Here is a 22,942-nt window from a genome sequence, read left to right as displayed (position 1 = left end):
CCCATTCACATTGATGTCGTTTTAGGCGTTTCATCAGTTGCCGCGTCATCCACTTGCGATCGCTTGAGGATGACAATGCCGATCGCTGTCAGGATCGCGAGAATGGCAACGCCAAGATATCCGAGCGCCTTTGTCAGGAAAACGGAAACCCATGTGATCCAGACAAACCCGTCGCCGATGGCCGTGATCTGCGTGGCATTGGATGGGATATCGAACCCTGAGGAAACGGCCGCCTGGGTAAACAATGCGGCAAGTGACGTGGCGCAATAGAAGCCAAGCGTCAGTGTGATTGTCCCGATAATCACCATCCGCAGCACATTGCCGTTCACGATGGGTGCGGCCAATGCGATGAAGAATGGAATGACAGCCAGATCTGCAAACAGGATCACCCGATTGCCCGGCAGGATAATTTCAAGAACAATGGCAATCGGAACCAAAAGGAGTGATGCGGAGATCGCAGCAGGATGACCAATCAGGATTGCTGAATCGAGCCCGATATGAATCTCCCGCGTTCCCGCACGTTTTTGCACGAAGGTTCGCGCTGCATCCGAGATCGGGATCAGGCCTTCCATCAGGATTTTCACCATGCGAGGGAGAAGGACCATGACTGCAGCAAGGTTGATGCCGGTCTTCAGGACTTTTGTGGTCATTTCCGGCAGGTTTGATGGGTCCCAGAAGCCAATAAGACCCAGAATGATCCCGATCACCAGTCCGAGGATCATCGGTTCTCCCAAAACGCCAAACCGTTTCTGGATGGTGTCGGTGGACAGGTCGATGTCGCGCAGGCCGGGGATCCGCTCAATGACCCAGTTGACGCCCATAGCGATTGGCAGGATCTGAACCGAGAGAATATGCGGAACGGAAACGCCCGGAAGGCCATAGAATTTCTGAACACGTTTGGCGCTCCAGTCAGCAAAGAACAGTGCAACGGCCGCCATAACAGCCGAGGTGGCAATCCCCATCGGCAGCGATCCCGTTGCCGCAACAACCAGCGAGCCGACAAAGGCCATATGCCAGAAATTCCAGACGTCGACATTCAAAGTTCGGGTCATTCCGGTCATAAGCAGCACGACATTGACGATGATGGCCACCGGAATGATCCAGAGCCCCACCGATGAACCGAACGCAATTGCCGCCGAAGACGGCCAGCCAACATCAACCACATCCCGGGTAACGCCGGTATTGGTCGCAATTGCCTGCGCCACATCACTCAGATTGGTAAACATCAGTCCAATCACGAGGTTGATGCCGATGAATGCAACACCGATGGTCACACCGGCCCGAATTGCCTTACCGGTTTTTGCACCCAGAACGAGCGCGATAATGATAATGATAACGGGCAGCAATACCGTCGCACCCAAGGCGTCGATGACCTGCTTCAGCCCCACTAGGAAACCGTCCATTTTTTCCTCCCTGAATGCCACTTGCCGAAAGGCTCCTCCCTTTCGTCCGCATTGCAAGTTTTCAGACACCCCGATGATCATTTGTGCGAATGATGAACATTATTTCGTTTTTTTGAGGCATTGTCAATCGTGCAACTCGTGAACATTTGACCATTTTTCACTGGAAAGACGATTTTGTCTTTGCAATAATCGAATTTGAAATACGCGAAATGCAGAATCGGAAAAGGGCGGAACATGGTGTCATCGCGTTCCAGCGATCAGGATCTGATGGTCCGGGCTGCGTGGCTGTATTATGTTCATGGTCAGGGGCAGGAGCAGGTTGCCAAAGCACTGAACCTTTCCCGCACCAAGGTGACGCGGCTGCTGTCGCAGGCCCGTGAGAGCGGGATTGTCAAAATCTCCATCGAACACGAAACCGTCGAAACGCTGGCTCTGGCGGATTGGATTGCATCCCGGTATGGCGTTGAAACGTGCATTCTGACGCCTCCCTTGCCCGAAGATCCTGCGCCATCAGCAACAGTCGAGGCCATCAACCGTCAATCGGTGGGCATGGCTGCTGCTAACGTTTTAATGCGGCGCTGTCTCACCAACAAACCTATGGCCATCGGGGTGGGGGCGGGGCGCACAGTCGCGCGGGTTATCGATTCAATTGTCAATCTGACTAAATCGGATTTGACAGCTTTATCTCTTATCGGGACCACTCATCGCGATGAGGGGATCTCCTCATACTCTCTGGCTCTTCTTCTTTCAGATGTGGTGAACGGTCAGGCACGCACACTTCCTACTCCCATTTATATGGGAACCTCGGATTCACGGCAGGCGCTCGAACTGGATCCGATTATCGCTGAGCTTTTGCAGGCGACAGCACACACCGATATCAATATATTGAGCTGTGGACCTGCGAAGGTGGACAGCTCATTTTCCATGCGGGCCGGGCTGACCGAAAAGGATGGTGTAATACTGGCTGAAGCGGATGCTTCGTGCGAGCTTGCCGGATTGTTTTTAAAGGCCGATGGTACGCTGGCGGGAACGCCGTTGAATGATCGCAGGATCGGTGTTTCCTTTGATGCATTGAAAACGGCAGACAATATTGTTGTTGCTTCTGGCGCCGGCAAGGCCGAGCCGCTGAAAGCGGTGATGGCCGCCGGAATAGCGAAGACTATCGTCATCGACAACGCGCTTGCCGGGCAACTCGCCCGACGATAAGGCGAATAGGATACGTGCCATGGTGGAGAACGGGCACATCCAAAAAGTATGGAATGGAGGAACATTCATGCTGGAACATTTCAGGCCCGACAGGCTGGCCCTGCGCGAAGCATTGCGCGGATTGCGGTATACCGTCCACACCGGTGGACGAATGGTTCTTGACCACCTGCCTACGGCGTCCAGCGGGCATGCTCCCGCTCTTCCTGGAACGCGCTTGTTAAACGACGTGGAGAATACGGCGATACGGCTTGAAGCTCTCGGATCCGATACCATGCGCTTTTTGCTGTGCGAACATACGCCCTCCTCCCGGTCAATGCGGGCGTTGTACGAACTCAAGTTTGAGAGAACGCAGTTTGCGCGTGCTGTCTATGACAATTTGCGCCTTTTTTTGCTGCAACTTGGTATTCGGCACGCCATCGTCAGCGAACTGGCAGCACGGCAGGCACATGAGCGGCTTCCGGCAAACCTGATCAAGCTGCCAGAACATGAGGCCGCCGCCGTGATCGCTCTTTCTCTTGTCGAGGCCGGTGTCATCAGAGAGGGGCCGGCCGGATTGAAGCCGCTGTGGAGCAGAGAGGCAGATCTGGCGATTATTGCATTGCTGTTCTGGTTGATGAGCGATCGTTCGCCAGAGGAAGATGATCAGGCGCGACTGGCCGCCGCCGATCTGGCTGTGGCCGTTCAGGATGAAATTGCTGCGGCTCTGAAACAAAATGACAGATCCGCTCTGGCGGCCTTGTTCAGGGAGCTGGCTCCGCATGTCTGAAATATCAACTTCACGCAGGATCTGGCCCAGCACCAACGAGCCTTTGCGACGCGCAGTGCGGCGTCTGCACTGGTTTCGCGCCGCATTCACTGACTACTCGCGGGAAATGGAAAAACGGATCGGCGTTGAATTTGAAGTTGACGAGAAGAAACTGGCCGCGATTTTCATCGCCTGGCTGCGCGCGGTAAACGCCCAGAAGCCGAGTTCGCCGAAAGACCGCAGCGCCTATTTCGATTTCGCGGCCAGTCTGATGTTGCGCGAGCTGGTCGGAAATATGCCACTCAAGGCCAAAACGACACCGCAGCTGGTTGACGAAAACGCGGCGGCGGCATTCTGGCCTGAAGGGTATGTCTGCACATTGTTCTGCCTTGCCGTTCACGATGCCGTGGTCAAACAGGAGTTTAACGAGCCTCTGCCGCAACGCCCCCCATCGATAATATACGCAGCTGGTGGTCTTTTCGCGAAAATGCCCGGGAAGACAGCAGTTTTGCAGCAGGCTTTCTGCAACGGCTTATGGGCCATGAACCCAACTGGGCCATGCCCGATATTTTCATCATTTCAGATGATGATGGCTGAAGACGTGCCTCCGGCGGTTTTTGCCGTTTTATGGCTCATGTAAAAGCCCATGTGCTGGATTGTTCGGGCGCGTCGGTGTGGTTTCCATAAAGCGCAACGTTGCGTTCAGGTCTTTCACGACGGCCTGAGATCCCAGACCCATAGCATTTTGCGCGGAACTTGCCTGTCCAATTCGCATGCAATCGTCACTGGTCATTCCCATGTGCAGACCGGTTGCAAACCCTGCATTAAAGCAATCGCCGCATCCGCAGGTGCACACCACGTCGATCAGATATGCCGGAATATCGAAGCACTGTCCCTTGTTATCGCGATACATCGCGCCCTTTGCACCCAGCGTCAAAATGACAGTTCCTGTGCCCTGATCCAGCAAAAAACTGGCAATGTCTTCAAGATCAGACAGACCGGAGAGTGCTATGGCCTCTTCTTCCGAAGGCATGAAATAGTCGGTCTGTGCCAGCAATGGCTGGATTGCGGCAAAGTCGCTGCGTGTTGATGCAAAAACATCCAGTGTCGTGACGCAGCCGCGTTTTCTGGCTTCGGTCATGACCTCGGCATTGCGGCCCTGGTCCATGCGGTCCATCAGGCCAACGCCACCAACATGCAGGATTTTTGTGTCGAGCACCTGATCGATCATGTCGTCTGAAACATAAAAGCCGGCTGTGGCCCCGCGCTTGTGAAGTGCCGGACGGGTTCCGTCCGGTTGGGTCGGGACGATTGAAGATGACGTTGAGAAGCCATCACAGCGCTGCATGTTGGTGGTGTCAACGCCATATTGCGCCAGTTTCATCAGCACCCAGTCGCCCATGTCGTCGTGCCCGACACCGCCGACAGCCTGCACTTTGAGCCCGTGTTTCGCTGCAACAATCGAAGCGCTGCCTGCTGCACCCGACACGGCCAGAGTGAATTCTTCAACAAAACTGGTGCCGCCATTTGCAGGCAGGTCGATGACGGGGCGGCACAGCGCGTCAAATGTGTAAAACCCCATTGAAGTGTAGTCGAATTTCATCTTGTCCTCCTACCTCAGCCTTTGACTGGACTGGGTTTCAAACAGATAGATCCTTTTGGGGTCGAAGCTAACGATCTCGGTGGTGTCAAGTGCTGCACGATAGTCCCGGTCAGCCTTCACCTCGATAAGCTTTTCACCGGCTTTGATGGTGAGGTAAGTGAGATCTCCTGTCGGCTCAACACCATAGACGGTACCGTTCAGTTGCGCACCAGCGCCGCCGACCGTGCAGTCTTCCGGCCTGATGCCGAGCGTCACGACGCCGGAATGCTGTTGTGGCAAACCGTCCACCCGAATGCCGTCGGCAACGAAGGTGCCGGATGAAATCGTGCCATCAATCAGGTTCATCGGCGGAGAGCCGATAAAGCCGGCAACAAAGGTATTGGCCGGGTCATTGTAGATCTCGTCCGGTGTTCCCGTTTGCTGGATCATGCCCGACTGCATGATCACGATCCGGTCTGCGAGCGTCATCGCCTCGATCTGGTCGTGGGTGACGTAAACCGTGGTGATTTTCAACTGGCGCTGGATGTGCTTGATCTGAACCCGCATCGCCTGGCGTAGCTTTGCATCCAGATTGGAAAGCGGTTCATCCATCAAAAACACTTGCGGGCGGCGCACGATCGCCCGTGCCAGGGCAGCTCTTTGTCGCTGACCGCCGGACAGAGCTGCGGGTTTACGATCGAGATAATCCCCCATTTCAACCAGATCTGCGGCACGACGCACCAGCGTGTCATGCTCGGCCTTTGGAACCTTGCGCATACGAAGCGGAAAACGAATATTCTCGTAAATGCTCATATTGGGATAAAGCGCATATCCCTGAAACACCATGGCCGCATCGCGATCACGGGCGTCAATATCGTTCATCCGCTCGCCGCCAACGCGGATTTCGCCTTCGGAAGGATCTTCCAGCCCGGCGATCATGCGCATTGTCGTGGTTTTTCCGCAGCCGGACGGGCCAAGGAAAACGATGAACTCTTCATCCGAGATGTCGATATTCACATCACGGACACCCCAGACAGCACCCCATTTCTTCTGAATGCCGACAAGTTCGATCTGTGCCATGTTCTTTATCCTTTGACCGCGCCCATCGTCAGACCACGCGACAGATGCTTCTGGATGGCAACGACCACCAGAAAGACCGGCACGAAGGCGATGAAGGCAACGAGTGCAATAGCGTTGTAAATGACGCCATCAGAGCCACCGGTGAAGTTCGCCAGCGCAACAGACATTGTGTAGGCGCTCTTGGTGGAGGCGATGAGAAGCGTGAAGAGAAATTCGTTGATTGCAAAAATGGCGCCGATTACACCCGCTGTGATGATGCCGGGAAGGATCACTGGAATGATGATTTCCCAAAGAATCCTCAGATCGGAGGCGCCGTCGGTGCGCGCGGCGTCTTCCAGCTCCTTCGGGATATCAAGCATGTATGAGCGAATGATCCAGGTAATGAGCGACAAATTGATCGCGGCATAAATGATCATCAAGGCCCAGACGGTATCGAGAAGGTCCATGTTCTTGAACAGAAAGAAAATCGGGATCGCGACAATTGCCGGCGCCATCATCCGCGTGGACAGAATGTAAAAGCCGATGTCTTCACGCCCACGATATGTGTAGCGCGCCAAAGAATAGGCGGCCGGTATCGCCAGCACGAGGTCGATCACAACGGAGCCGATGATCGAGACCACCGAGTTGCGCAGATAATACCCCATTGGCCAGTCGGTCCAGACCATATGCCAGGCATCCAGACTGAAATGCGGCCAGTAGATTGGCTGCTGAGTGATAATTTCCGTCCGCGGACGCAGCCCGATGGACAAAAACCAAAGAACAGGAACCAGACAGAACAAAGCCCATGCGCCGAGAATAATATAGCGGAAGAGGTGACTTTCGTTCTTTTTGCGACGTTGGGAGGCCATGAGCTATTCCTTCCCGGATTTAAACGCGCGTTTGACGATCAGTTGCGCAATGATAAGTGTCATGATCAGCATCACAACGGACGCTGCCGAGGCGTAACCGAAGTTGAAGCTCTTGAAGCCGATGCGATAGATAAAGTAACTGATTGTTTCAGTGGTGCCGCCGGGCGTGCCCTGCGTCATGATGTAGACGTTGGTGAACATGGTCATGATGTCGATACCACGCAGAACGACGGCCACGGCGATCACCGGACGCATCATCGGCAGGCTGATATTCCAGAAAATCTGTGCCCAACCGGCACCGTCCAGGCGTGCTGCTTCTTCGACCTCCTCATCCTGTCCCTGAAGTGCCGCGACAAAGATGATGAACAGGAACGGTGTCCATTGCCAGACGTCTGCAACGATCAGGGTGAGGCGTGAAAGCCAGATCGACGATGTCCATCCGATATTGTTGTCAATGAACCCGAGCCGGATCAGCAGATCCGAAATAACCCTGCCATCCATAAAGGCGAGCTTCCAGATGAAGGCGACAGCCGAGGGCATGAAAAGCATCGGGACAAGGAAAATAATCCTCCATCCTTTGATCCAGGGATCGCGATAAGCATAAAACGAGATCAGCAGTGCCAACACGCATTCCAGCGTCAGCGCCACACCACCGATCACAAATGTATTCCAAAGGGCTGTCCAGAATTCTCGATCACCAAAAAGGTCACGATAGTTTTCAGTGCCGACGAACTGCCAGTTCGCGAATTTCACATAAAACAGCGATTGAATGATCGCGTAGGCCCCGGGATATAGGGTGATCATCAACAAGAAGGCGACCGCCGGTGTGACAAGCAAATACGGGAACATGACCCGAAGCCGCTTGCTGCGGCGTTTAAAGTGTCGGTCGGGCATGCCCGGGGAGGCTGAAGCCACCCCGGTTCCCGACATTGAAGTGTCGGTCATTTGTCTTCCTTAGAACGGGAGAGCCTTGTCTTTCCCGACCCAAAGGCCAGGGGCAACAGACGCATAGTCGACCGGTGGCTTTGCTCCGTAGAAGCCGTTCTGTTTCATGATTTTCCGGACGGCTGCTGCGGCGTTGTCGAGGGCTTCCTTGCCTGATATCTGGTTGACCAGGGCGCGGTTGACCTCGTTGCCGATCACCTGTTCCATCTCGAACATGCCGGGCAGGCGAGGCGCACACCATGCATATTCAAGCGAAGCTGCCATCACTTCTGCCGGTTGAGAAACGGCTTGAAGGTTCGGGTTTGTCAGCACCGAACGATAGCCGGGGCCGACGCCGTTCGCATTGGCTTCATTCATGGCCATAATTGATGATGTCGTCAGGAAGGCCAGCATCAGAAACGCCCCTTCGGGGTTCTGGCTTGATGCTGCGACACAGGATGTCGAGCCGGCAATATTCGGCGGCGCAAAACGACCACCGGAGATCCGTGGCTCATATATGGTGACAAAATCGCCGACGATCTGGGACTGGTCCGGCCGCATGGCCTGCGTGCCGGAATCCTGCCAGCTGATATTGGTCGCGACCTGACCACCGAGCCACGCTGCCCGGTTTTCACCCCAGCCCGCGCCTGCGTATCCTTCAATCGCGTTTTTAGACAGGGCAAGGATGGTGTCCATGCCCTTGTTGCCTGCGTCTCCGTTGAAGATTGGCTCCCAGTTTTCATCAAACAGCATCATGCCAGCCTGGGCGGCCACATGTTCCCATGTGTATGTCGACCACATGCCACGTGCGCCCATAAGGCCAACGCCAGCAACGCCGGGGACCTTGCCGTTCAGTTCAGAAGAAATCCGGATCAGTTCGTCGTAGGTTGGGACCGATGACCATCTGTCGATTGGCCCGCCCAGAACCTCTTCAACCATCGACTTGCGCAGATGAACCATCTGGAAATCGCAGTCGAACGGGATGCCATACATGGTGCCGTTGAAGAAACCGTAATTCAGGCGGTACGTGTCGTAGAAGTCGCCGAGTGGCAGACCCCATTTTTCAGCATAATCATCGAGTGGGGCCAGAAAGCCCGGGGCTGCAAAGTCGCCAAGCCATGGCGAGAAGAACTGCAGTGCGTCAAAAGAGGCGTTGCCGGAGATGAATTCAGCAATGGCCTTGTCGTAAAAGCTGTCATCGGGGATCGGAACCAGCTCAACCTTGATTCCGGACAGAGCCTCAAACGGTGCCAGACCTGCGGCGGCTGAATCACGGTCGGCAGCACCGATCGCGAAACGAACGGTCGTTCCGGCCAACTGTCTGCGGATTTCCTCCCAGTCCGCCGTGCGGATCCAGTCGGTATTCTTGTCCCAAAGTGGTTTGGAATCAGACATCCCATAGAGGGCCTGATAGTCGGGTTTTACATATTGCGAGATCGAAATCTGATCGAGAATCGTCTGTGGATCAGGCAGACCTGATTGCGCAAACGGCGATTTGCTACCCAGCGTAGCTCCCATGACTGTAACGCCAGCAGCAGAGCTGGTTTTCAGAAATGAGCGTCGCGAAAAATTTCCTTTGATAGGCATTTAGTTCCTCCTCGGGTCCAACGCTATCGCTGCATTGTTCGACAACCCGGTCGCCGGCAATCACGATGCAATTGCGGGACAAGCGAGCCTGCTCCTCCGAACAGCAGGATGGCTTCGTGAACTTTTGTTCAAAAAATTGGTTATGTCAAGCGAACGTATTCGAAAGCGCATGAATGTCGCGCTATGCAGCCTCTTCACAAAGATCGTTTTTGAAGCTTCAATCGATTTCTCTAAACATGAGGCGAACAAAAATATTGACTTATGAACAAATTTTCTAAATGTTTTGCCAATTCCTATCGAAAGAGGCACTAGAGAATGGCATCAAATATTGCGCTCACAGGACTGGCCAAGGATTTGGCGAAGCGTGCGGAGACAGGGCGTCCCGTCAGGGTTGGCCTGATCGGTTCGGGCGAGATGGGAACCGATATCGTTACGCGCACCGCAATGATGGATGGAATTGAGGTTTCTGCGATCGCGGATATCAATCCGGCCGCTGCCCACAAGGCCGTTGAAATTGCCCGGCAGAGCCAGGGGCACAGCCGCGACGCCGGGTCCGTCGATTCGCTGAACAGGACAATCGAAAATGGTGACACCGCGATTGCCGAGGACGCAGACATCATCCTCAATTCAGGTCTGATTGACGTTGTCATCGATGCGACCGGCATTCCCTCGGTTGGTGCAGAAATCGGCCTGAAGGCGATGGAAAATGGCAAGCACCTTGTGATGATGAACGTCGAAGCTGATGTGACAATCGGTGCATATCTGAGACGGGAGGCTGAGCGTCTCGGCGTGGTTTACAGCCTTGGTGCCGGAGATGAACCATCGGCTTGTATGGAGCTGATCGAATTTGTTTCGGCTATGGGGCACAGGATTGTCTGTGCCGGCAAAGGTAAGAACAACCCGCTCAACATCGACGCAACGCCCGATGGTTACGCGGCTGAAGCGCACGAACGCCATATGAACGCGCGCATGCTTGTTGAGTTTGTCGACGGCTCGAAAACCATGGTTGAGATGGCCGCGATCGCGAACGCCACCGGTCTTCTGCCGGATTGCGATGGCATGCACGGCCCGGCTGCGGGTCCGAAAGAGCTTGCAAAGACGCTCATTCCAACAAAAGACGGTGGTATTCTGTCAGGTATCGGCAAGGTCGATTACTCGGTTGGCAAGAACCTTGCGCCCGGTGTTTTCGTCGTTGCCGAGGCGGAGCACCCGCGCATCTGGGAGCGTATGACCGACCTGAAAATGGGCGATGGACCGTATTTCGGCTTCATCCGCCCCTATCATCTGACATCGCTGGAAGTGCCGCTGACCTGCGCGCGCGCCGTGCTCTACAACAAGGCGGACATGGTTCCGCTTGATCGTCCTGTCGCCGAGGTTTGTGCTGTTGCCAAACGCGATTTGAAGCCCGGCGAAAAGCTGGACCAGATTGGTGAATACACCTACCGGGCCTGGGTTATGGAAGCCTCGAAAGCCCGCGTGGCGAAAGGAAGGCCCGCCGGCCTGCTGGCAGGCTCGTTGGTCACGGCCCCGATCAGGAAGGGCGAACTGATCACCAGCGACAATACAAAATTGCCGGAAGATTCACGCATCGCCGCGTTGCGCGACCTGCAAGATCAAATCCTTTTTGGAAAAGAGGTGGCCCATGCCTGAGGAAAACCGTCCTTACGCTATCCGAACCTATGCCCCTGAGGTGCTGAAGGAAGCCCTTCGGAAAATGTATCTGATCCGCAAGTTCGAGGAAGGCGCCGAACAAAGCTATATGCGTGGCCTGATCCACGGAACAATGCATCTTTCCATCGGTCAGGAGGCATCTGCCGTCGGATCCTGCATCTCTCTCAGCGACAATGACAAGATCACCTCCACACACCGCGGCCATGGACATTGCGTTGCCAAAGGCGCTGATCTTGGTCGGATGTTTGCTGAGTTTTTTGGCAAGGAAACGGGCTATTGTCGTGGCCGCGGCGGCTCGATGCACATTGCCGATGTTGATAAAGGCAATCTGGGTGCCAATGGCATTGTCGGCGGTGGTTTGCCAATTGCGGTGGGCGCGGCTCTATCGGCCAAACGGCTTGGCACCGGTGCCGTTACCATTTGTTTTTTTGGCGATGGAGCAAACAATGAAGGGGCGTTTCACGAGGCGCTGAATATGGCTTCGGTCTGGAAGCTGCCTGCCGTCTTCGTTTGCGAAAACAACAAGTACGGCATGTCAACATCAGTTGAGAGATCAACCGCAGTCAAGCACATTTCAGACCGGGCCGTTGCCTACAACATGCCCGGTGCAACCGTCGACGGGAATGACTTTTCTGCCGTGGCGGAAGCCGTTGACACAGCTGTCGCGCGCGCGCGTTCCGGCGAAGGCCCGAGCCTTGTCGAGAACCTGACCTATCGCTGGCGGGGTCATTCGAAATCAGACCGGAACCGCTACCGAACCAAAGAAGAAATCAATGAATGGATGGGGCGGGATCCGATTCCGCGTATGGCCGCTTTGCTCGTAGAACACAAGATTCTGACCGAAAGCGAAGTTGCCGCGCTTGAGAGCGAAGCAGAGCAGACGATCAAGGATGCAATCGCCTTTGCAAGTGAAGGAGAGGATCCAAAGATCGAAGAAGCAACCCGTTACGTCTATACAGAAGGCCCGGTGGCATGAGCGCTGAAAAATCTCCTGAACTTCGTGAGCTTTCCTATGCTGAGGCCATTCGTGAGGCGATGGATATCGCACTCGGCTCTGATCCACGCGTTATACTGATGGGCGAAGACATTGGTGTCTATGGTGGTGCCTTTCAGGTGACCGGCGACCTCGTTCATAAATATGGGACTGATCGGGTCATGGATACGCCCATTTCCGAGCTTGGTGGTGCCGGCGTCGCCGTTGGTGCTGCCCTGACCGGCCTCAGGCCGATCTTCGAGTTCCAGTTCTCTGATTTTGCCGCACTGGCGATGGAGCAGATTGTCAATCAGGCTGCAAAGGTGCGTTTTATGCTGGGCGGCGCCGTTTCGGTGCCGCTGGTCATGCGCTTTCCTGCAGGTTCCGGTACAGGTGCGGCGGCGCAGCATTCGCAGAGCATTGAAGCCTGGCTCGGCCATGTGCCGGGGCTGAAGGTGGTGCAACCTTCAACGCCTGAAGATGCAAAGGGTATGCTTTTGGCGGCGCTGGACGATCCCGATCCCGTCATGATTTTCGAGCACAAAATTCTCTACAAGATGAAGGGACATGTTCCTGAAGGGCGCTACACAACGCCGATCGGGAAGGCCGCTGTGCGTCGTGAGGGCAAAGACGTCAGCATCGTTGCGACGTCGCTGATGGTGCACAAGGCCTTGTCTGCCGCTGACCAGCTGGCATCGGAAGGTATCGATTGCGACGTCATCGATCTGCGGACGGTGCGACCGATGGACCGGGAGACGGTTTTGGCCTCGGTGCGCAAAACCGGGCGTCTGATTTGCGTTTACGAAGGCGTCAAGACGCTCGGCGTGGGGGCCGAGGTCAGCGCTATGGTTGCTGAAAGCGATGCGTTCGATTTTCTTGACGCGCCGATTGTGCGGCTTGGTGGCAGTGAGTCTCCGATCCCCTATAATCCGGAACTTGAAAAGGCGGTTGTGCCGCAGGTGCCCGATATTCTTGAGGCCGCGCGTAATATCGCTAAAGGACGAATCTGATGCCGGTTGAAGTCATTATGCCGAAAGTCGACATGGATATGGCCAGCGGCAAAGTCGCAACGTGGCATGTTTTGCCCGGTGAATATGTCGAAAAAGGCACACCTTTGTTCGATATTGAGACCGACAAGGCTGCAATGGAGGTTGAGGCAGAAGCGTCTGGCTTCCTGCATCATCCGGCTGCGGAAGGAGTTGATATTCCCATAGGCCAGCCCGTCGCCTGGTTGTATCAGGAGGGAGAGGAGCTCGGGGAACCGCCAGTCAGAACAGCCCTTGCAGATGCGGATGATAAACCTTCCCCGCAACCTGTGAGCGAAACCGGGAGCGAGCCGGTTTGCGCTGACGAGACCGATGAAATTCTGCCGCAGCAATTTGGTGCATCTGATAAAGTCCGGGCAACGCCGCTGGCGCGTAGTATCGCTCAAGACGCTGCCCTGGAACTGACAGAAATCGCGGGAACCGGCCCTCGTGGACGGATTCAGGCTATCGACGTTCGCGGACAGGTCGAAGCGCGCCTGCGACATACGTCAGCCGTTCAATTTCAGCCTGAAAGCGGTCCTCTCAACATCTCACGGTCGCGTGATGGCGCGGGAATGCCCGTTGTTCTGATACATGGCTTTGGTAGCGATGCGTCTTCCTGGAAGCCTTTGGAGGCCTACCTGCAGGGGCGACCGGTCATTCGGATTGAGTTGCCGGGACACGGTAAATCACCAAAGCTGCGCATTGACAGTTTTACGGAACTCTCCTCCGCTATCCGTCGCGCCTTTGATATGCTGGATATCGAACGGGCGCATCTGGTCGGGCACAGTCTTGGCGGTGCGCTGGCACTGTCGCTGGCAGATACACGTTCCAAATCCATTGCCTCTTTGACACTGATTGCGCCGGGCGGCCTTGGGCCGGAGGTGAACGGTCCTGCCCTTGAGGGGATATCGAAATCAACGCGTGCGGAAAGCCTGGGTCCATGGCTCAAGGTCTTGGTCTCAGACGAAAAGCTTATTACGGATGGGTATGTGAAGGCTGCCATGGCACCGCGGAAAGATCCTGCGCTGAGAGCTGCGCAGGCCAGATTGTGTGATACTCTGTTCCCTGACGGCGTTCAGCCGTTTGATTTGAAAGCGGCTCTGGATCGGATTGATGTCCCCGCACGCATTATTTGGGGCAAGCAGGATGCCATCATTCCCTGGCGTCATGCGTTGCGCGCACCGGGAAATATTGCGCTTCATCTTTTCGACGGAGTTGGGCATATGCCACAGTTTGAAGTTCCGTCCGAGGTTGGCAAGATATTGCGCCAAGTTTATGATGGCGCTTCATAAAATCTTGCCAACGGGACAGAAAAGATGCTGGACAACCAGAGTAATGAAGCCGCCGGATTGCGCGGGCGCAGTTTTGGAACCGCGGGCGACGAGCTGCGGATTCGCGCTGCCTGGTTGTATTATATTGAAGGTCTGACACAGGCTGAGGTTTCAAAAAAACTCGGCGTCAACCGGATCATGATCACACGATTGCTGTCGGATGCCCGCAGCCGGGGTGAAGTCATTATTCGAATAAAGTCCGATCTGGCCCCGTTAATGAAAATCCAGAGAAAATTGGAAGAACGTTTTGGTCTGCAAGAGGCAGTTGTTGCGCCATTATCCGACACGGAGAGTGATCCAACGCGTGCTGTTGCTGCCGTTGCGGGTGGTTTTGTTTCGGAATTGATGGCCAATAACCTGACGGTCGGTGTCGGCTGGGGGCGGACTTTGCATGCGATGTTGCCTTTTGTCGAAGGCAAAAAGCTTGATGGCGTGCGCATCGTCTCACTGCTTGGCGGCATCGCGCAGGCGCGACGGTTCAATCCGGCAGAGTTTGCCTGGCAATTTGCCGAGCTTTTCGATGCGGAGGGCTTTCTGGTTCCCGCTCCGGCCCTTGTCGATAGCGCGCAGACCAAGCATGCGTTGCTTGAGCATTGTGGTCTGGATCAGGTTCTGCAGATGGCTGAAACATGCGATGTCGCTCTTGTCTCCTGCGGCGGAATATCTACCCTGACCACCTCGTTCCGGCTCGGGCATGTTTCGGAGGCTGAACGCCAGTCGCTGATCGAGGCAGGGGCTGTGGGCGACATCCTCTACAATTTCCTGGACAAGGATGGCCATTCGATTGACCACCCTGTGAATGCGCGCGCCATGTCACCGTCGATCGAACGGCTCACACGGATCAAAAGGAAAGTTCTCATCTCCGGCGGTACGGAAAAGACCGAGATGATTCTAGCCACATTGAAGGCACTGAGGCCCAGTACCTTGATTACCGATGAATTGACGGCATCGCGTCTTCTGAAAATCCCTTTCTGAAGGCCATTCATAGCCGGACAGCGACCTGACGCAGGAGAACGATGCTTCGTAGAGCCACTTGTCTCCGTTCTGATCGCAGCTGCGCTCGACAAGGCCGGATTGCCCCGCGAAAAGCGTTGATCAACCGGATCTGCGCCCTATCCATTTCCCGTTACTAAAAGAAAACAAATATTCCCAAGTCATGAAGTCCTGTTCGCTGTCTCCGCGGTCGCACGGGTCCAGTATTCGACAGCGGTCCGGCGATTGAACTTCAGCATCGTTTGCATTGCCTGTTCGGCGGCTGTGGCATTGCGGTCGCGGATCGCTTCTGCGACATGGATATGCCCCTCGCGCGAAACTGGTTCGCCATCGACCATCAGGACACCAAACTCGTAGGAAATGCGCAGCATGGTCAGGATGATGTTCTGCATCTGCCGCATCATCATGTTGCCAGTGGCATCGAGCACGGTAGCGTGGAACAGGCAGTCGGCGGCAAACATCGCCTGCAAGTCATCCTCGCCCGGATGCATCGCATGGGCGCTGGTCAGAATCTGTGCGATCTGGGCTTCGGTCGCGCGCTCAGCAGCAAGTGCTGCCGCTGCCGGCTCGATGATGCAGCGCAGCTCCGTCGTCTCGGCGAACATCCGCCCGATGCGCGGATGGTTTGGTTCGTGCCAAGAGACGACGTCGGAATCGAGGAGATTCCACTCATCGAGCGGGCGCACCCGCGTGCCGTAGCGCCGGGCCGTGCGCACCAGCCCCTTGCCCGAAAGCACCTTGATCGCGTCCCGGATCGTCGCCCGGCTGACATTCAGCGATTCCGCCAGTTCAGGCTCGGTCGGCATGATCTCACCCGGACCGTAGACATCATTGGTGATCCGCCGGCCGAGCACCGTGACTGCCTCCTTGGCCGCCCCGGTCGGAAGAGACGAACTGAGGTCGATCGGAAAGGCGAGGGCGTGCCGGCGATTGTTTTTTGTCATTTTAAGTCTTTACGTATGATGTAGAAAAGGGCACAGTCTTGTTGCTGACAATGAATCGGACTGTGTCCGGCATCGTCAAGTCCCAAGAGGACTTTGTGAGGGAGGAAATCATGAATATCAGGCAATGGCTTGCGACGGCATGCGTCGCGGCAACGGGCGTTTTCGCCGCACTTCCGGCTTCGGCCGAAACCATCAAGTTCGGCATCGGCATCGCCGAGGGCGATTTTCCGGAATACAACGCCCTCGTGCGCTTCAAGGAATATGTCGAGTTCAAGACCAACGGCGAAATCGAGGTTCGCCTGTTTCCGAACAACCAGCTCGGCGGCGAACGCGAGATGCTGGAACAGGTGCAGCAGGGCAGCCTCGAGCTGACTTTTGCCGCCGATGGCGCCATGGCGGGCTTCTATCCGCCGATGCAGGTGTGGTCGATCCCCTATTTGTTCGAGAGCGCGCCGATCGCCTGGCAGGTGATGAACAGCGACTTCGCCGACAATATGCGCGACGACATCCTCGACAAGACCGGCATGCGCGCGCTCGCCTTTTCGCAGAACGGGTTCCGCTCTTTCACCAACAATGTGCGCCCGATCATCAACCCGGAAGACCTGTCCGGCCTGAAGATCCGCACCATGGAAAGCCCGGTGTTCATGGAGCTGGTGAACTCGCTCGGCGCTACCGCAACGCCGATCTCGGGTGCGGAAGTGCTGATGTCGCTGCGTCAGGGCGTGGTTGACGGCCAGGAAAACCCGCCGGCGGTTGTCTATGGCGGCGGACTTGGCGAGGTCCAGAAATACTACACCCTCGACGAGCATGTCTTCGGCCTGCATGTGATCATCGCGGATGAAAAATGGTTCTCCGGCCTGACGCCATCCAACCAGCAGATCATCACTGATGCGGCCAATCTTATGGCCTGGACTGAAAACCTGCAGAAGACCGAGGGCGACTGGCGCTTCTCCGAAAAGCTGCAGGACGAGCTGGGTATGGAGATCCATGTCTCGACGCCGGAAGAAAAGGCCGCCTTCAAGGAAATCACCCAAGCTCCTGTTGAGGCCTTTATCCGCACCAAGGTGGGTGACGCTCCCGTTGACGAGCTGCTCGCCACGGTCGAAGAGGCCAAGGTAAAGCTCTACGACTGATCCATCCGGACAGCGCCACCCCTTGCTGCAAGGGGTGGCGCCATGGAGTTTTCCAATGCGCGTAACTGCCCTTCTGATTGCCCGGGCGCTCGCCCGAACCACTGAAATCCTCGCGACGCTGATCATGATTGTCGTGACTGCGCTGAACCTGACCCAGGTCGGCGGGCGCTATCTCTTCAACACCGGTTTCAGCTGGACCGAGGAATACATGCGCTACCTGATGATCTGGCTGATGATGCTGGGCTCGGTGGCCTGCATCTTCCGCGCCGAACATATGGGCATCGAGGCGCTGGAGCATCTCGCGGGCCCCCGCCGCGCGCCGCTGGTCAAGTCCGCACTCTATTCGATCGCCGCAATCTTCTGCGTGGTACTCTTGGTCTACAGCTGGCCGCAGGCGCTCAGAAACGCGAGCCAGGTGGCGCCAGCCTCCGGCATTCCGATGATCTATCCCTATCTCGCGCTGCCGGTCGGCGCGGCGCTGATGCTGGTGCAGATCGCACTGTCATGGTTTTCCGGCTTCGAGCCCGAACATGACGACCTTTCCGATACCGGAGGCTCGGTATGATCTGGGTCGCGCTCACCGGCCTTGGCCTGCTGTTCATCGGCGTTCCGGTCGCCTTCGCGATCGGCCTTGCCGGCCTTGTCGGCATTCTGGTCGCCGATGTGCCGCTTTCGATCGCGGCAACCCGGATGTTCACCGGTGTCGACAGCTTCGTCTTTCTCGCCGTGCCATTTTACATCCTCGCCGCCGAAATCATGAACCAGGGCGGCATCACGACGCGGCTGATCTCGATCGCCCAGCAGGCGACCAAATGGCTGCGCGGCGGCACGGCCTATGCCAATATCGGTGCCTCCGTGCTGTTTGCCGGCATTTCCGGCTCTGCGGTCGCGGATGCAGCGGCACTCGGCCGTGTGTTCATCTCGGAAATGCCGAAGGAAGGCTATACCAAGCCCTATGCGGCGGCCGTCACCGTCGCCTCATCGATCATCGGCCCGATCATACCGCCTTCCGGCCTTGCGATCCTTGTTGCCGCCGTGTCCGGCCAGTCGGTCATCAACCTGTTTCTCGGCGGTGTGATCCCCGGTCTGCTGATCGGCGCTGCCTGTGTCGGGATTGTCTTTATCGATGCGCTGCGCAAGCGGGTGCCGATGCCGAAGCCAGCCCACACCGGCGAAGGCGCAATCCGGATGATCATCGAAGGCGTGGCGGTCGCGACCCTGCCGCTGATCATCGTCGGCGGCATGGTGATCGGCGCTTACACGGCGACCGAAGGCGGCGGCATCGCTGTGGCTTATGCGCTGATCCTGTCGCTGTTCATATTCCGCGGCCTCGATATGGCCGGGCTGTGGCGCGCCATCATGAAGGCGGCGCGTATTTCCGCCTCCGTCTATCTGCTGGTCGCTGCCTCGACCATTCTTTCCTATGCGTTGAACCTGCTCGGCATCGCCTCCTGGATCAGTAACGCGGCGGAGACGTTCTCCGACAGCCCTGTGCTGTTCCTGTTCGCGGTTGCCTTTCTGATGCTGATCCTCGGGACCTTCCTCGATATCGGCGCAGCGATCCTGATCTTCGTTCCCCTTCTGATGCCGGCGGTGCGCGAGCTTGGCATTGATCCGGTTCAGGCCAGCATGGTGGTGATGATCACGCTCGCGATCGGCCTCGTGACGCCCCCGGTCGGCGTCGTCCTGTTCGTGGTCATGCGGGTCGGCCGCATTGGCATGTATCCGTTGATGCGGGCACTGATGCCGTTCCTGCTGGCCGAACTCGCCGCGGTCGCGCTTTTATGTCTGGTGCCGGAATTCTCGACCTGGCTCCCCCAAACTCTCAATCCCTGATACCGAAGGCCACCCCCGTGAAAATCACCGCAATCGAAACAGTTGTCGTCAATGCGATCCACCGGAACTGGATCTTCGTGAAAGTGGTCACCGACCAGCCGGGGCTTCATGGCTGGGGCGAGGCGACGCTCGAATGGAAGACCCGCGCCGTCACCGCCACCGTCGACGACCTTGCGCCCTTCCTGATCGGCGAGGATCCGGCCCGGATCGAGCATCTGGTGCGCCGCATGACCCATTTCAGCTTCTGGCCGCTTGGCGCCATCGGACTTTCCGCCGTCTCCGGAATCGAGCAGGCCCTCTGGGATATCAAGGGCAAGGTGCTTGGCGTTCCGGTATGTGAGCTGCTCGGTGGTCGGATGCGCGACAAGGTCCGCGTCTACACCCATCTGCACCGCGCAAAGATCGGCGCGCAGGTTGGAACCGACGACATTTCCGCCTTCTGCGACGCCGTGCAGGAAACCGTGGAGATGGGCTACGAGGCAGTCAAGCTCGGCTTCGTCCCCTATAGCGGCTACGATGCGCCGCTGCCGGCGGTTCGCCATGTCGAAAAGCTCGCCGCTGCCGTGCGCGAGCGGGTCGGCGATGGCGTCGACATCATGACCGACTTCCACGGCCGGCCGCAATCAATCGACGCAGCCAAGGCCTATATCGACGCGATTGCGCCAATCCGGCCGATGTTTGTGGAAGAGGCGATCCAGCCCGGCAATACGCCGGCCATGGCCGATCTCGCCCGCCGCGTCGACTGCCCGCTTGCCACCGGCGAGCGGCTGTTCACGCCGCGCGAATTCGCCGAGGTCGCCGAGACGCGCGCTGTGGCCTATATCCAGCCGGACCTTGCCCACTGCGTCGGCTTTTCCGGCGGCCGCCGGATTGCCGCAATCGCAGAGGCCGCCGGCATCGGCGTTTGCCCGCACAATCCGATGGGCCCGGTCGCAGGTGCGGTCGCCCTGCAGTTCGACGTCGCCACCCCGAATTTCGTCATCCAGGAGGAGGCCGTCGGTCTGGTGCCGTGGTTCACGGATATCTGCAACGCCTATCCGCTCGATCTCGTTGACGGCTTTTGGCACGCGCCGGAAGCACCCGGCCTCGGTATCGAGATCAATGAAGAGGAAGCAGCACGGCATCCCTTCGAACAGGAGGTCATCCCGGCAATGGAAGCCTGCCTGACCGACGGGACGGTTGCGCACTGGTAATTCTCATGGTCGTTCTCGAGAAGGTCTGCAGATTTCTCCGTCTCGCTTTCCAGCGTCAAATAGCAAGGCCATTCACATGATCGCGGAAGATGCGAGGGGCAGTCGGAGCCCTTCAGGATGCCGTCACCAATCCGGAGAGCCTTTGGCCAAGCGCTGCCTGCGGATCGGAAAGTTCAAAGACGATCGAAAGATGATTGGCACCAGGCTCTGTCCGCAGTTCCGCTTGCTGCGCGTCACGGGTGAGGAGTGAATGCAGGGCAATGGCCTGGTCCTGGAAAGGCGCCGTTTCATCCTGCCCCCGTGTGATGATCCGCAGCGGGCCCTGTGTGTGCCGGGAGGATAGCGGTGACCATGCCTGCGCTTCGTCTGGTCGCATCCCGGCCTCGTCTTTCAGGAAGGAATCGGGAATGTCGGAAAGATCATAGATGCCGCTTACCAGAAGCATACCGCGCAGGTTCGGTAGATCGGGCGGCCGGTCGTCGCCGGGCGCATTGGAAGCAAGCAGCGTGGCCAGATGAGCGCCAGCGGAGTGGCCACTGACGGTGAAGCGTTCCGGGTTGGCGCCGATATCCGGCGCAAGCTCCACGAGGCGACGCGCAGCAGCGCGCAGCTGTGCGACGATTTCGGCCAGCCGGGTGTCCGGCATCAGATCATAACCGACCAGAGCTGCGATCCCGCCTGCCGCAATCACCGGCGCGGCTACGAGCGTATGCGTCTCCTTGCTGCCCGCGCGCCAGTAGCCGCCGTGGATGAACATGTGAAGCGGCGCGTTGGGAACCGGATCCGTGGGAAAAACAAGGTCGAAGCTCTGCCTGGGGGTAGGCCCGTAACGCACACTCCGCTCGACGCTTGACCGGTCGGCGAAGGCGCGGCTGCGCGCCTCCGTCTCGGCCATGATCGCATCAAAGTCGGGAATGAAGTCCCGGTTTCGGTATAGATCGCGCTTCGCCATCGTCTTTTCATCCCCCTTCAAAACTCGACAGCGAAGTATTTAGGCTCCATGAACTCGAGGATGCCCGTAACGCCGCCCTCGCGCCCGAGGCCGCTCTGCTTGGTGCCGCCAAAAGGCGCTGCAGGATCAGACATCAAGCCGCGATTGATACCCACCATCCCGGTATCGATCCCGCGCCCGACACGCATCGCCCTCATAACATCCTGCGAATAGATATAGGCAGCAAGCCCGTATTCGGTATCATTTGCGAGACGCACCGCCTCCTCCTCGGCCTCGAAACGGTAAACAGCCGCAACGGGGCCGAATATTTCCTCGTGCGCGAGGGCGGCGTCGGTCGGAACGTCCACGAGCACAGTCGGGGGATAGTAATATCCGCTTCCCGCCATTTTCTCCCCACCGGTTGTCGCCCTGGCGCCCAGCGCTTTGGCCTCCGAAACCAGCCGGTCGATCTTCTCCACCGCTTTGGTTGTGATCATAGGGCCGCACTGGACCTCGGGATCGTAACCCGGCCCCAGTTTCAGCGCCGCCATCCTCTTCGTCAACCCTTCCACGAAAGCGTCGTGAATACCGGATTGCACATAGAACCTATTGGCTGCGGTGCAGGCTTCGCCGCCATTGCGCATCTTGGCAACCATCGCGCCATCGAGCGCAGCATCGATATCGGCGTCATCAAAAACCACAAACGGAGCGTTGCCGCCCAGTTCCATTGAGCAGCTCACCACCGATTTCGCCGCCTCGGCAAGAAGAGTGCGCCCGACACCGGTCGAGCCGGTGAACGAAAGCTTGCGAACCCGCGGATCCGCGAGCATGGCCGCAGTCACTGGGCCGGGGTTCGAGGTCGTCAGGACGTTCACCACGCCGGGCGGAACGCCCGCCTCTTCGCCGAGCCGGGCCATCGCATAGGCGGTCAGCGGCGTTTCGGAAGCGGGTTTCAGGATCACTGTGCAACCGGCGGCCAATGCCGGGCCGATCTTGCGCGTCGCCATCGCGGCCGGGAAATTCCATGGCGTGATGAGAACGGCAATACCGATCGGCTCATGATCGACGAGGATATTGTGCGCGCCGGAGGGCGTGTGACGGAATTCACCGCTAATACGCGTGGCCTCCTCGGCATACCAGCGGAAGAACTCGGCGGCATAGGCCACTTCGCCACGCGCATCTGCCAGAGCCTTGCCATTTTCGAGCGAAATCAGAAGGGCCAGTTCTTCAGAATGCTTGCGCATCAGATTGAACCAGCAGTTCAGGATCTCCGACCGCTGGCGCGAAGGCGTATTGCGCCAGCTTTCCGCGGCAGAAGCGGCGGCATCCACGGCCCGCAACGCATTGTCGATCCCTGCGTCGGGGACGTGGGCAATTATATTTCCCGTTGAGGGATCATGCACCGGGATACCTCCGGTACCAGGCTCCCACTCCCCGCCTATGAACAAGCCTTTGGCGTGAAGTTCGGGATCGGAATAGCCGGAGAAGGCGGTATCGAGCGTCATTGGAATTCTCTCTAAGTTCGTTTCAATTA

General features: G+C 57.3%; 20 protein-coding genes and 1 pseudogene. 12 read left to right on the top strand and 9 right to left on the bottom strand.

All coding sequences use genetic code 11. The features are described 5' to 3' along the window. Positions 1 to 5: 5 nt before the first annotated feature. A complete protein-coding gene (locus AC0L7L_RS14315) occupies positions 6 to 1,403 on the bottom strand; it encodes a PTS galactitol transporter subunit IIC (RefSeq protein WP_272212702.1) in 1,398 nt (465 codons plus the stop codon). Between the two features lie 234 nt (positions 1,404 to 1,637). On the opposite strand from AC0L7L_RS14315, the gene AC0L7L_RS14310 reads away from it, so the two are divergent. Genes AC0L7L_RS14310 through AC0L7L_RS14300 form a run of 3 tightly spaced genes read left to right on the top strand, consistent with a single transcriptional unit; the run spans position 1,638 to position 3,994 of the window. Beyond that, positions 1,638 to 2,609 carry a sugar-binding transcriptional regulator gene (locus AC0L7L_RS14310; RefSeq protein ID WP_473509702.1) on the top strand — a complete coding sequence of 324 codons (972 nt, stop codon included), beginning with the start codon at positions 1,638 to 1,640 and terminating at the stop codon, positions 2,607 to 2,609. A 19-nt stretch (positions 2,610 to 2,628) separates the two neighbouring features. Continuing rightward, the gene (locus AC0L7L_RS14305; RefSeq protein ID WP_473509700.1) at positions 2,629 to 3,375 is read left to right on the top strand and encodes a hypothetical protein; all 747 of its coding nucleotides are present in this window, start codon (positions 2,629 to 2,631) and stop codon (positions 3,373 to 3,375) included. After that, positions 3,323 to 3,994 (top strand): hypothetical protein, encoded by a 672-nt coding sequence (locus tag AC0L7L_RS14300; protein ID WP_473509698.1) that lies wholly within the window; start codon positions 3,323 to 3,325, stop codon positions 3,992 to 3,994. The genes AC0L7L_RS14305 and AC0L7L_RS14300 overlap by 53 nt, the downstream gene beginning before the upstream one ends. Here AC0L7L_RS14300 and AC0L7L_RS14295 read toward each other — a convergent pair. From AC0L7L_RS14295 to AC0L7L_RS14275, 5 genes are read right to left on the bottom strand one after another with little or no spacing between them, the layout of a single operon-like run. Then, the gene (locus AC0L7L_RS14295) at positions 3,980 to 4,957 is read right to left on the bottom strand and encodes a carbohydrate kinase family protein (RefSeq protein ID WP_272212698.1); all 978 of its coding nucleotides are present in this window, start codon (positions 4,955 to 4,957) and stop codon (positions 3,980 to 3,982) included. The two genes, AC0L7L_RS14300 and AC0L7L_RS14295, sit on opposite strands and share 15 nt — an antisense overlap. A 9-nt stretch (positions 4,958 to 4,966) precedes the next feature. Beyond that, a complete protein-coding gene (locus AC0L7L_RS14290) occupies positions 4,967 to 6,016 on the bottom strand; it encodes an ABC transporter ATP-binding protein (protein ID WP_473509696.1) in 1,050 nt (349 codons plus the stop codon). Between the two features lie 5 nt (positions 6,017 to 6,021). After that, on the bottom strand, positions 6,022 to 6,864 hold the full coding sequence (locus AC0L7L_RS14285; protein ID WP_272212695.1) for a carbohydrate ABC transporter permease: 843 nt from the start codon (positions 6,862 to 6,864) through the stop codon (positions 6,022 to 6,024). Positions 6,865 to 6,867: 3 nt separating this feature from the next. Then, on the bottom strand, positions 6,868 to 7,809 hold the full coding sequence (locus AC0L7L_RS14280; RefSeq protein WP_272212694.1) for a carbohydrate ABC transporter permease: 942 nt from the start codon (positions 7,807 to 7,809) through the stop codon (positions 6,868 to 6,870). Between the two features lie 9 nt (positions 7,810 to 7,818). Beyond that, a complete protein-coding gene (locus AC0L7L_RS14275) occupies positions 7,819 to 9,375 on the bottom strand; it encodes an ABC transporter substrate-binding protein (RefSeq protein ID WP_473509693.1) in 1,557 nt (518 codons plus the stop codon). 315 nt (positions 9,376 to 9,690) lie between these two features. On the opposite strand from AC0L7L_RS14275, the gene AC0L7L_RS14270 reads away from it, so the two are divergent. The 5 genes from AC0L7L_RS14270 to AC0L7L_RS14250 are packed head-to-tail and all read left to right on the top strand — an operon-like array spanning position 9,691 to position 15,353. Then, entirely contained in the window at positions 9,691 to 11,025 is a 1,335-nt protein-coding gene (locus AC0L7L_RS14270; RefSeq protein ID WP_272212691.1) for an NAD(P)H-dependent oxidoreductase, read from the top strand. Further along, positions 11,018 to 12,022 carry a thiamine pyrophosphate-dependent dehydrogenase E1 component subunit alpha gene (locus tag AC0L7L_RS14265; protein ID WP_473509691.1) on the top strand — a complete coding sequence of 335 codons (1,005 nt, stop codon included), beginning with the start codon at positions 11,018 to 11,020 and terminating at the stop codon, positions 12,020 to 12,022. The genes AC0L7L_RS14270 and AC0L7L_RS14265 overlap by 8 nt, the downstream gene beginning before the upstream one ends. After that, positions 12,019 to 13,029 (top strand): alpha-ketoacid dehydrogenase subunit beta, encoded by a 1,011-nt coding sequence (locus AC0L7L_RS14260; protein ID WP_473509689.1) that lies wholly within the window; start codon positions 12,019 to 12,021, stop codon positions 13,027 to 13,029. Before AC0L7L_RS14265 ends, AC0L7L_RS14260 begins: the two co-directional genes overlap by 4 nt. Then, complete coding sequence (locus AC0L7L_RS14255; protein WP_272212687.1) at positions 13,029 to 14,339, top strand: acetoin dehydrogenase dihydrolipoyllysine-residue acetyltransferase subunit; 1,311 nt, start codon at positions 13,029 to 13,031, stop codon at positions 14,337 to 14,339. The genes AC0L7L_RS14260 and AC0L7L_RS14255 overlap by 1 nt, the downstream gene beginning before the upstream one ends. A gap of 24 nt (positions 14,340 to 14,363) precedes the next feature. Beyond that, positions 14,364 to 15,353, top strand: coding sequence for a sugar-binding transcriptional regulator (locus AC0L7L_RS14250; protein WP_473509687.1), 990 nt, complete (start codon positions 14,364 to 14,366; stop codon positions 15,351 to 15,353). Between the two features lie 311 nt (positions 15,354 to 15,664). On the opposite strand, the pseudogene AC0L7L_RS14245 reads toward AC0L7L_RS14250, so the two are convergent. Next, positions 15,665 to 16,315 (bottom strand): annotated as a pseudogene (locus tag AC0L7L_RS14245) (FadR/GntR family transcriptional regulator); the annotation flags it as partial. Positions 16,316 to 16,425: 110 nt separating this feature from the next. Here AC0L7L_RS14245 and AC0L7L_RS14240 point away from each other — a divergent pair. The 4 genes from AC0L7L_RS14240 to dgoD are packed head-to-tail and all read left to right on the top strand — an operon-like array spanning position 16,426 to position 20,477. After that, entirely contained in the window at positions 16,426 to 17,448 is a 1,023-nt protein-coding gene (locus tag AC0L7L_RS14240) for a TRAP transporter substrate-binding protein (RefSeq protein WP_473509685.1), read from the top strand. A gap of 55 nt (positions 17,449 to 17,503) precedes the next feature. Beyond that, positions 17,504 to 18,013, top strand: coding sequence for a TRAP transporter small permease (locus tag AC0L7L_RS14235; protein WP_473509683.1), 510 nt, complete (start codon positions 17,504 to 17,506; stop codon positions 18,011 to 18,013). Further along, a complete protein-coding gene (locus AC0L7L_RS14230; protein ID WP_473509681.1) occupies positions 18,010 to 19,284 on the top strand; it encodes a TRAP transporter large permease in 1,275 nt (424 codons plus the stop codon). Before AC0L7L_RS14235 ends, AC0L7L_RS14230 begins: the two co-directional genes overlap by 4 nt. A 17-nt stretch (positions 19,285 to 19,301) precedes the next feature. Continuing rightward, a complete protein-coding gene (gene dgoD, locus AC0L7L_RS14225; RefSeq protein ID WP_334312965.1) occupies positions 19,302 to 20,477 on the top strand; it encodes a galactonate dehydratase in 1,176 nt (391 codons plus the stop codon). 112 nt (positions 20,478 to 20,589) lie between these two features. Here the strand turns inward: dgoD and AC0L7L_RS14220 are convergent, their stop codons facing one another. Together AC0L7L_RS14220 and AC0L7L_RS14215 are read right to left on the bottom strand one after the other, a co-directional pair. Continuing rightward, on the bottom strand, positions 20,590 to 21,429 hold the full coding sequence (locus tag AC0L7L_RS14220) for an alpha/beta hydrolase (protein ID WP_272212674.1): 840 nt from the start codon (positions 21,427 to 21,429) through the stop codon (positions 20,590 to 20,592). A gap of 17 nt (positions 21,430 to 21,446) precedes the next feature. Continuing rightward, positions 21,447 to 22,913 (bottom strand): NAD-dependent succinate-semialdehyde dehydrogenase, encoded by a 1,467-nt coding sequence (locus AC0L7L_RS14215; RefSeq protein ID WP_473513944.1) that lies wholly within the window; start codon positions 22,911 to 22,913, stop codon positions 21,447 to 21,449. Positions 22,914 to 22,942: the final 29 nt, after the last annotated feature.

The organism is Martelella sp. K41-7, assembly GCF_055808365.1.
This window is presented reverse-complemented; position numbering and strand designations above follow the sequence as displayed.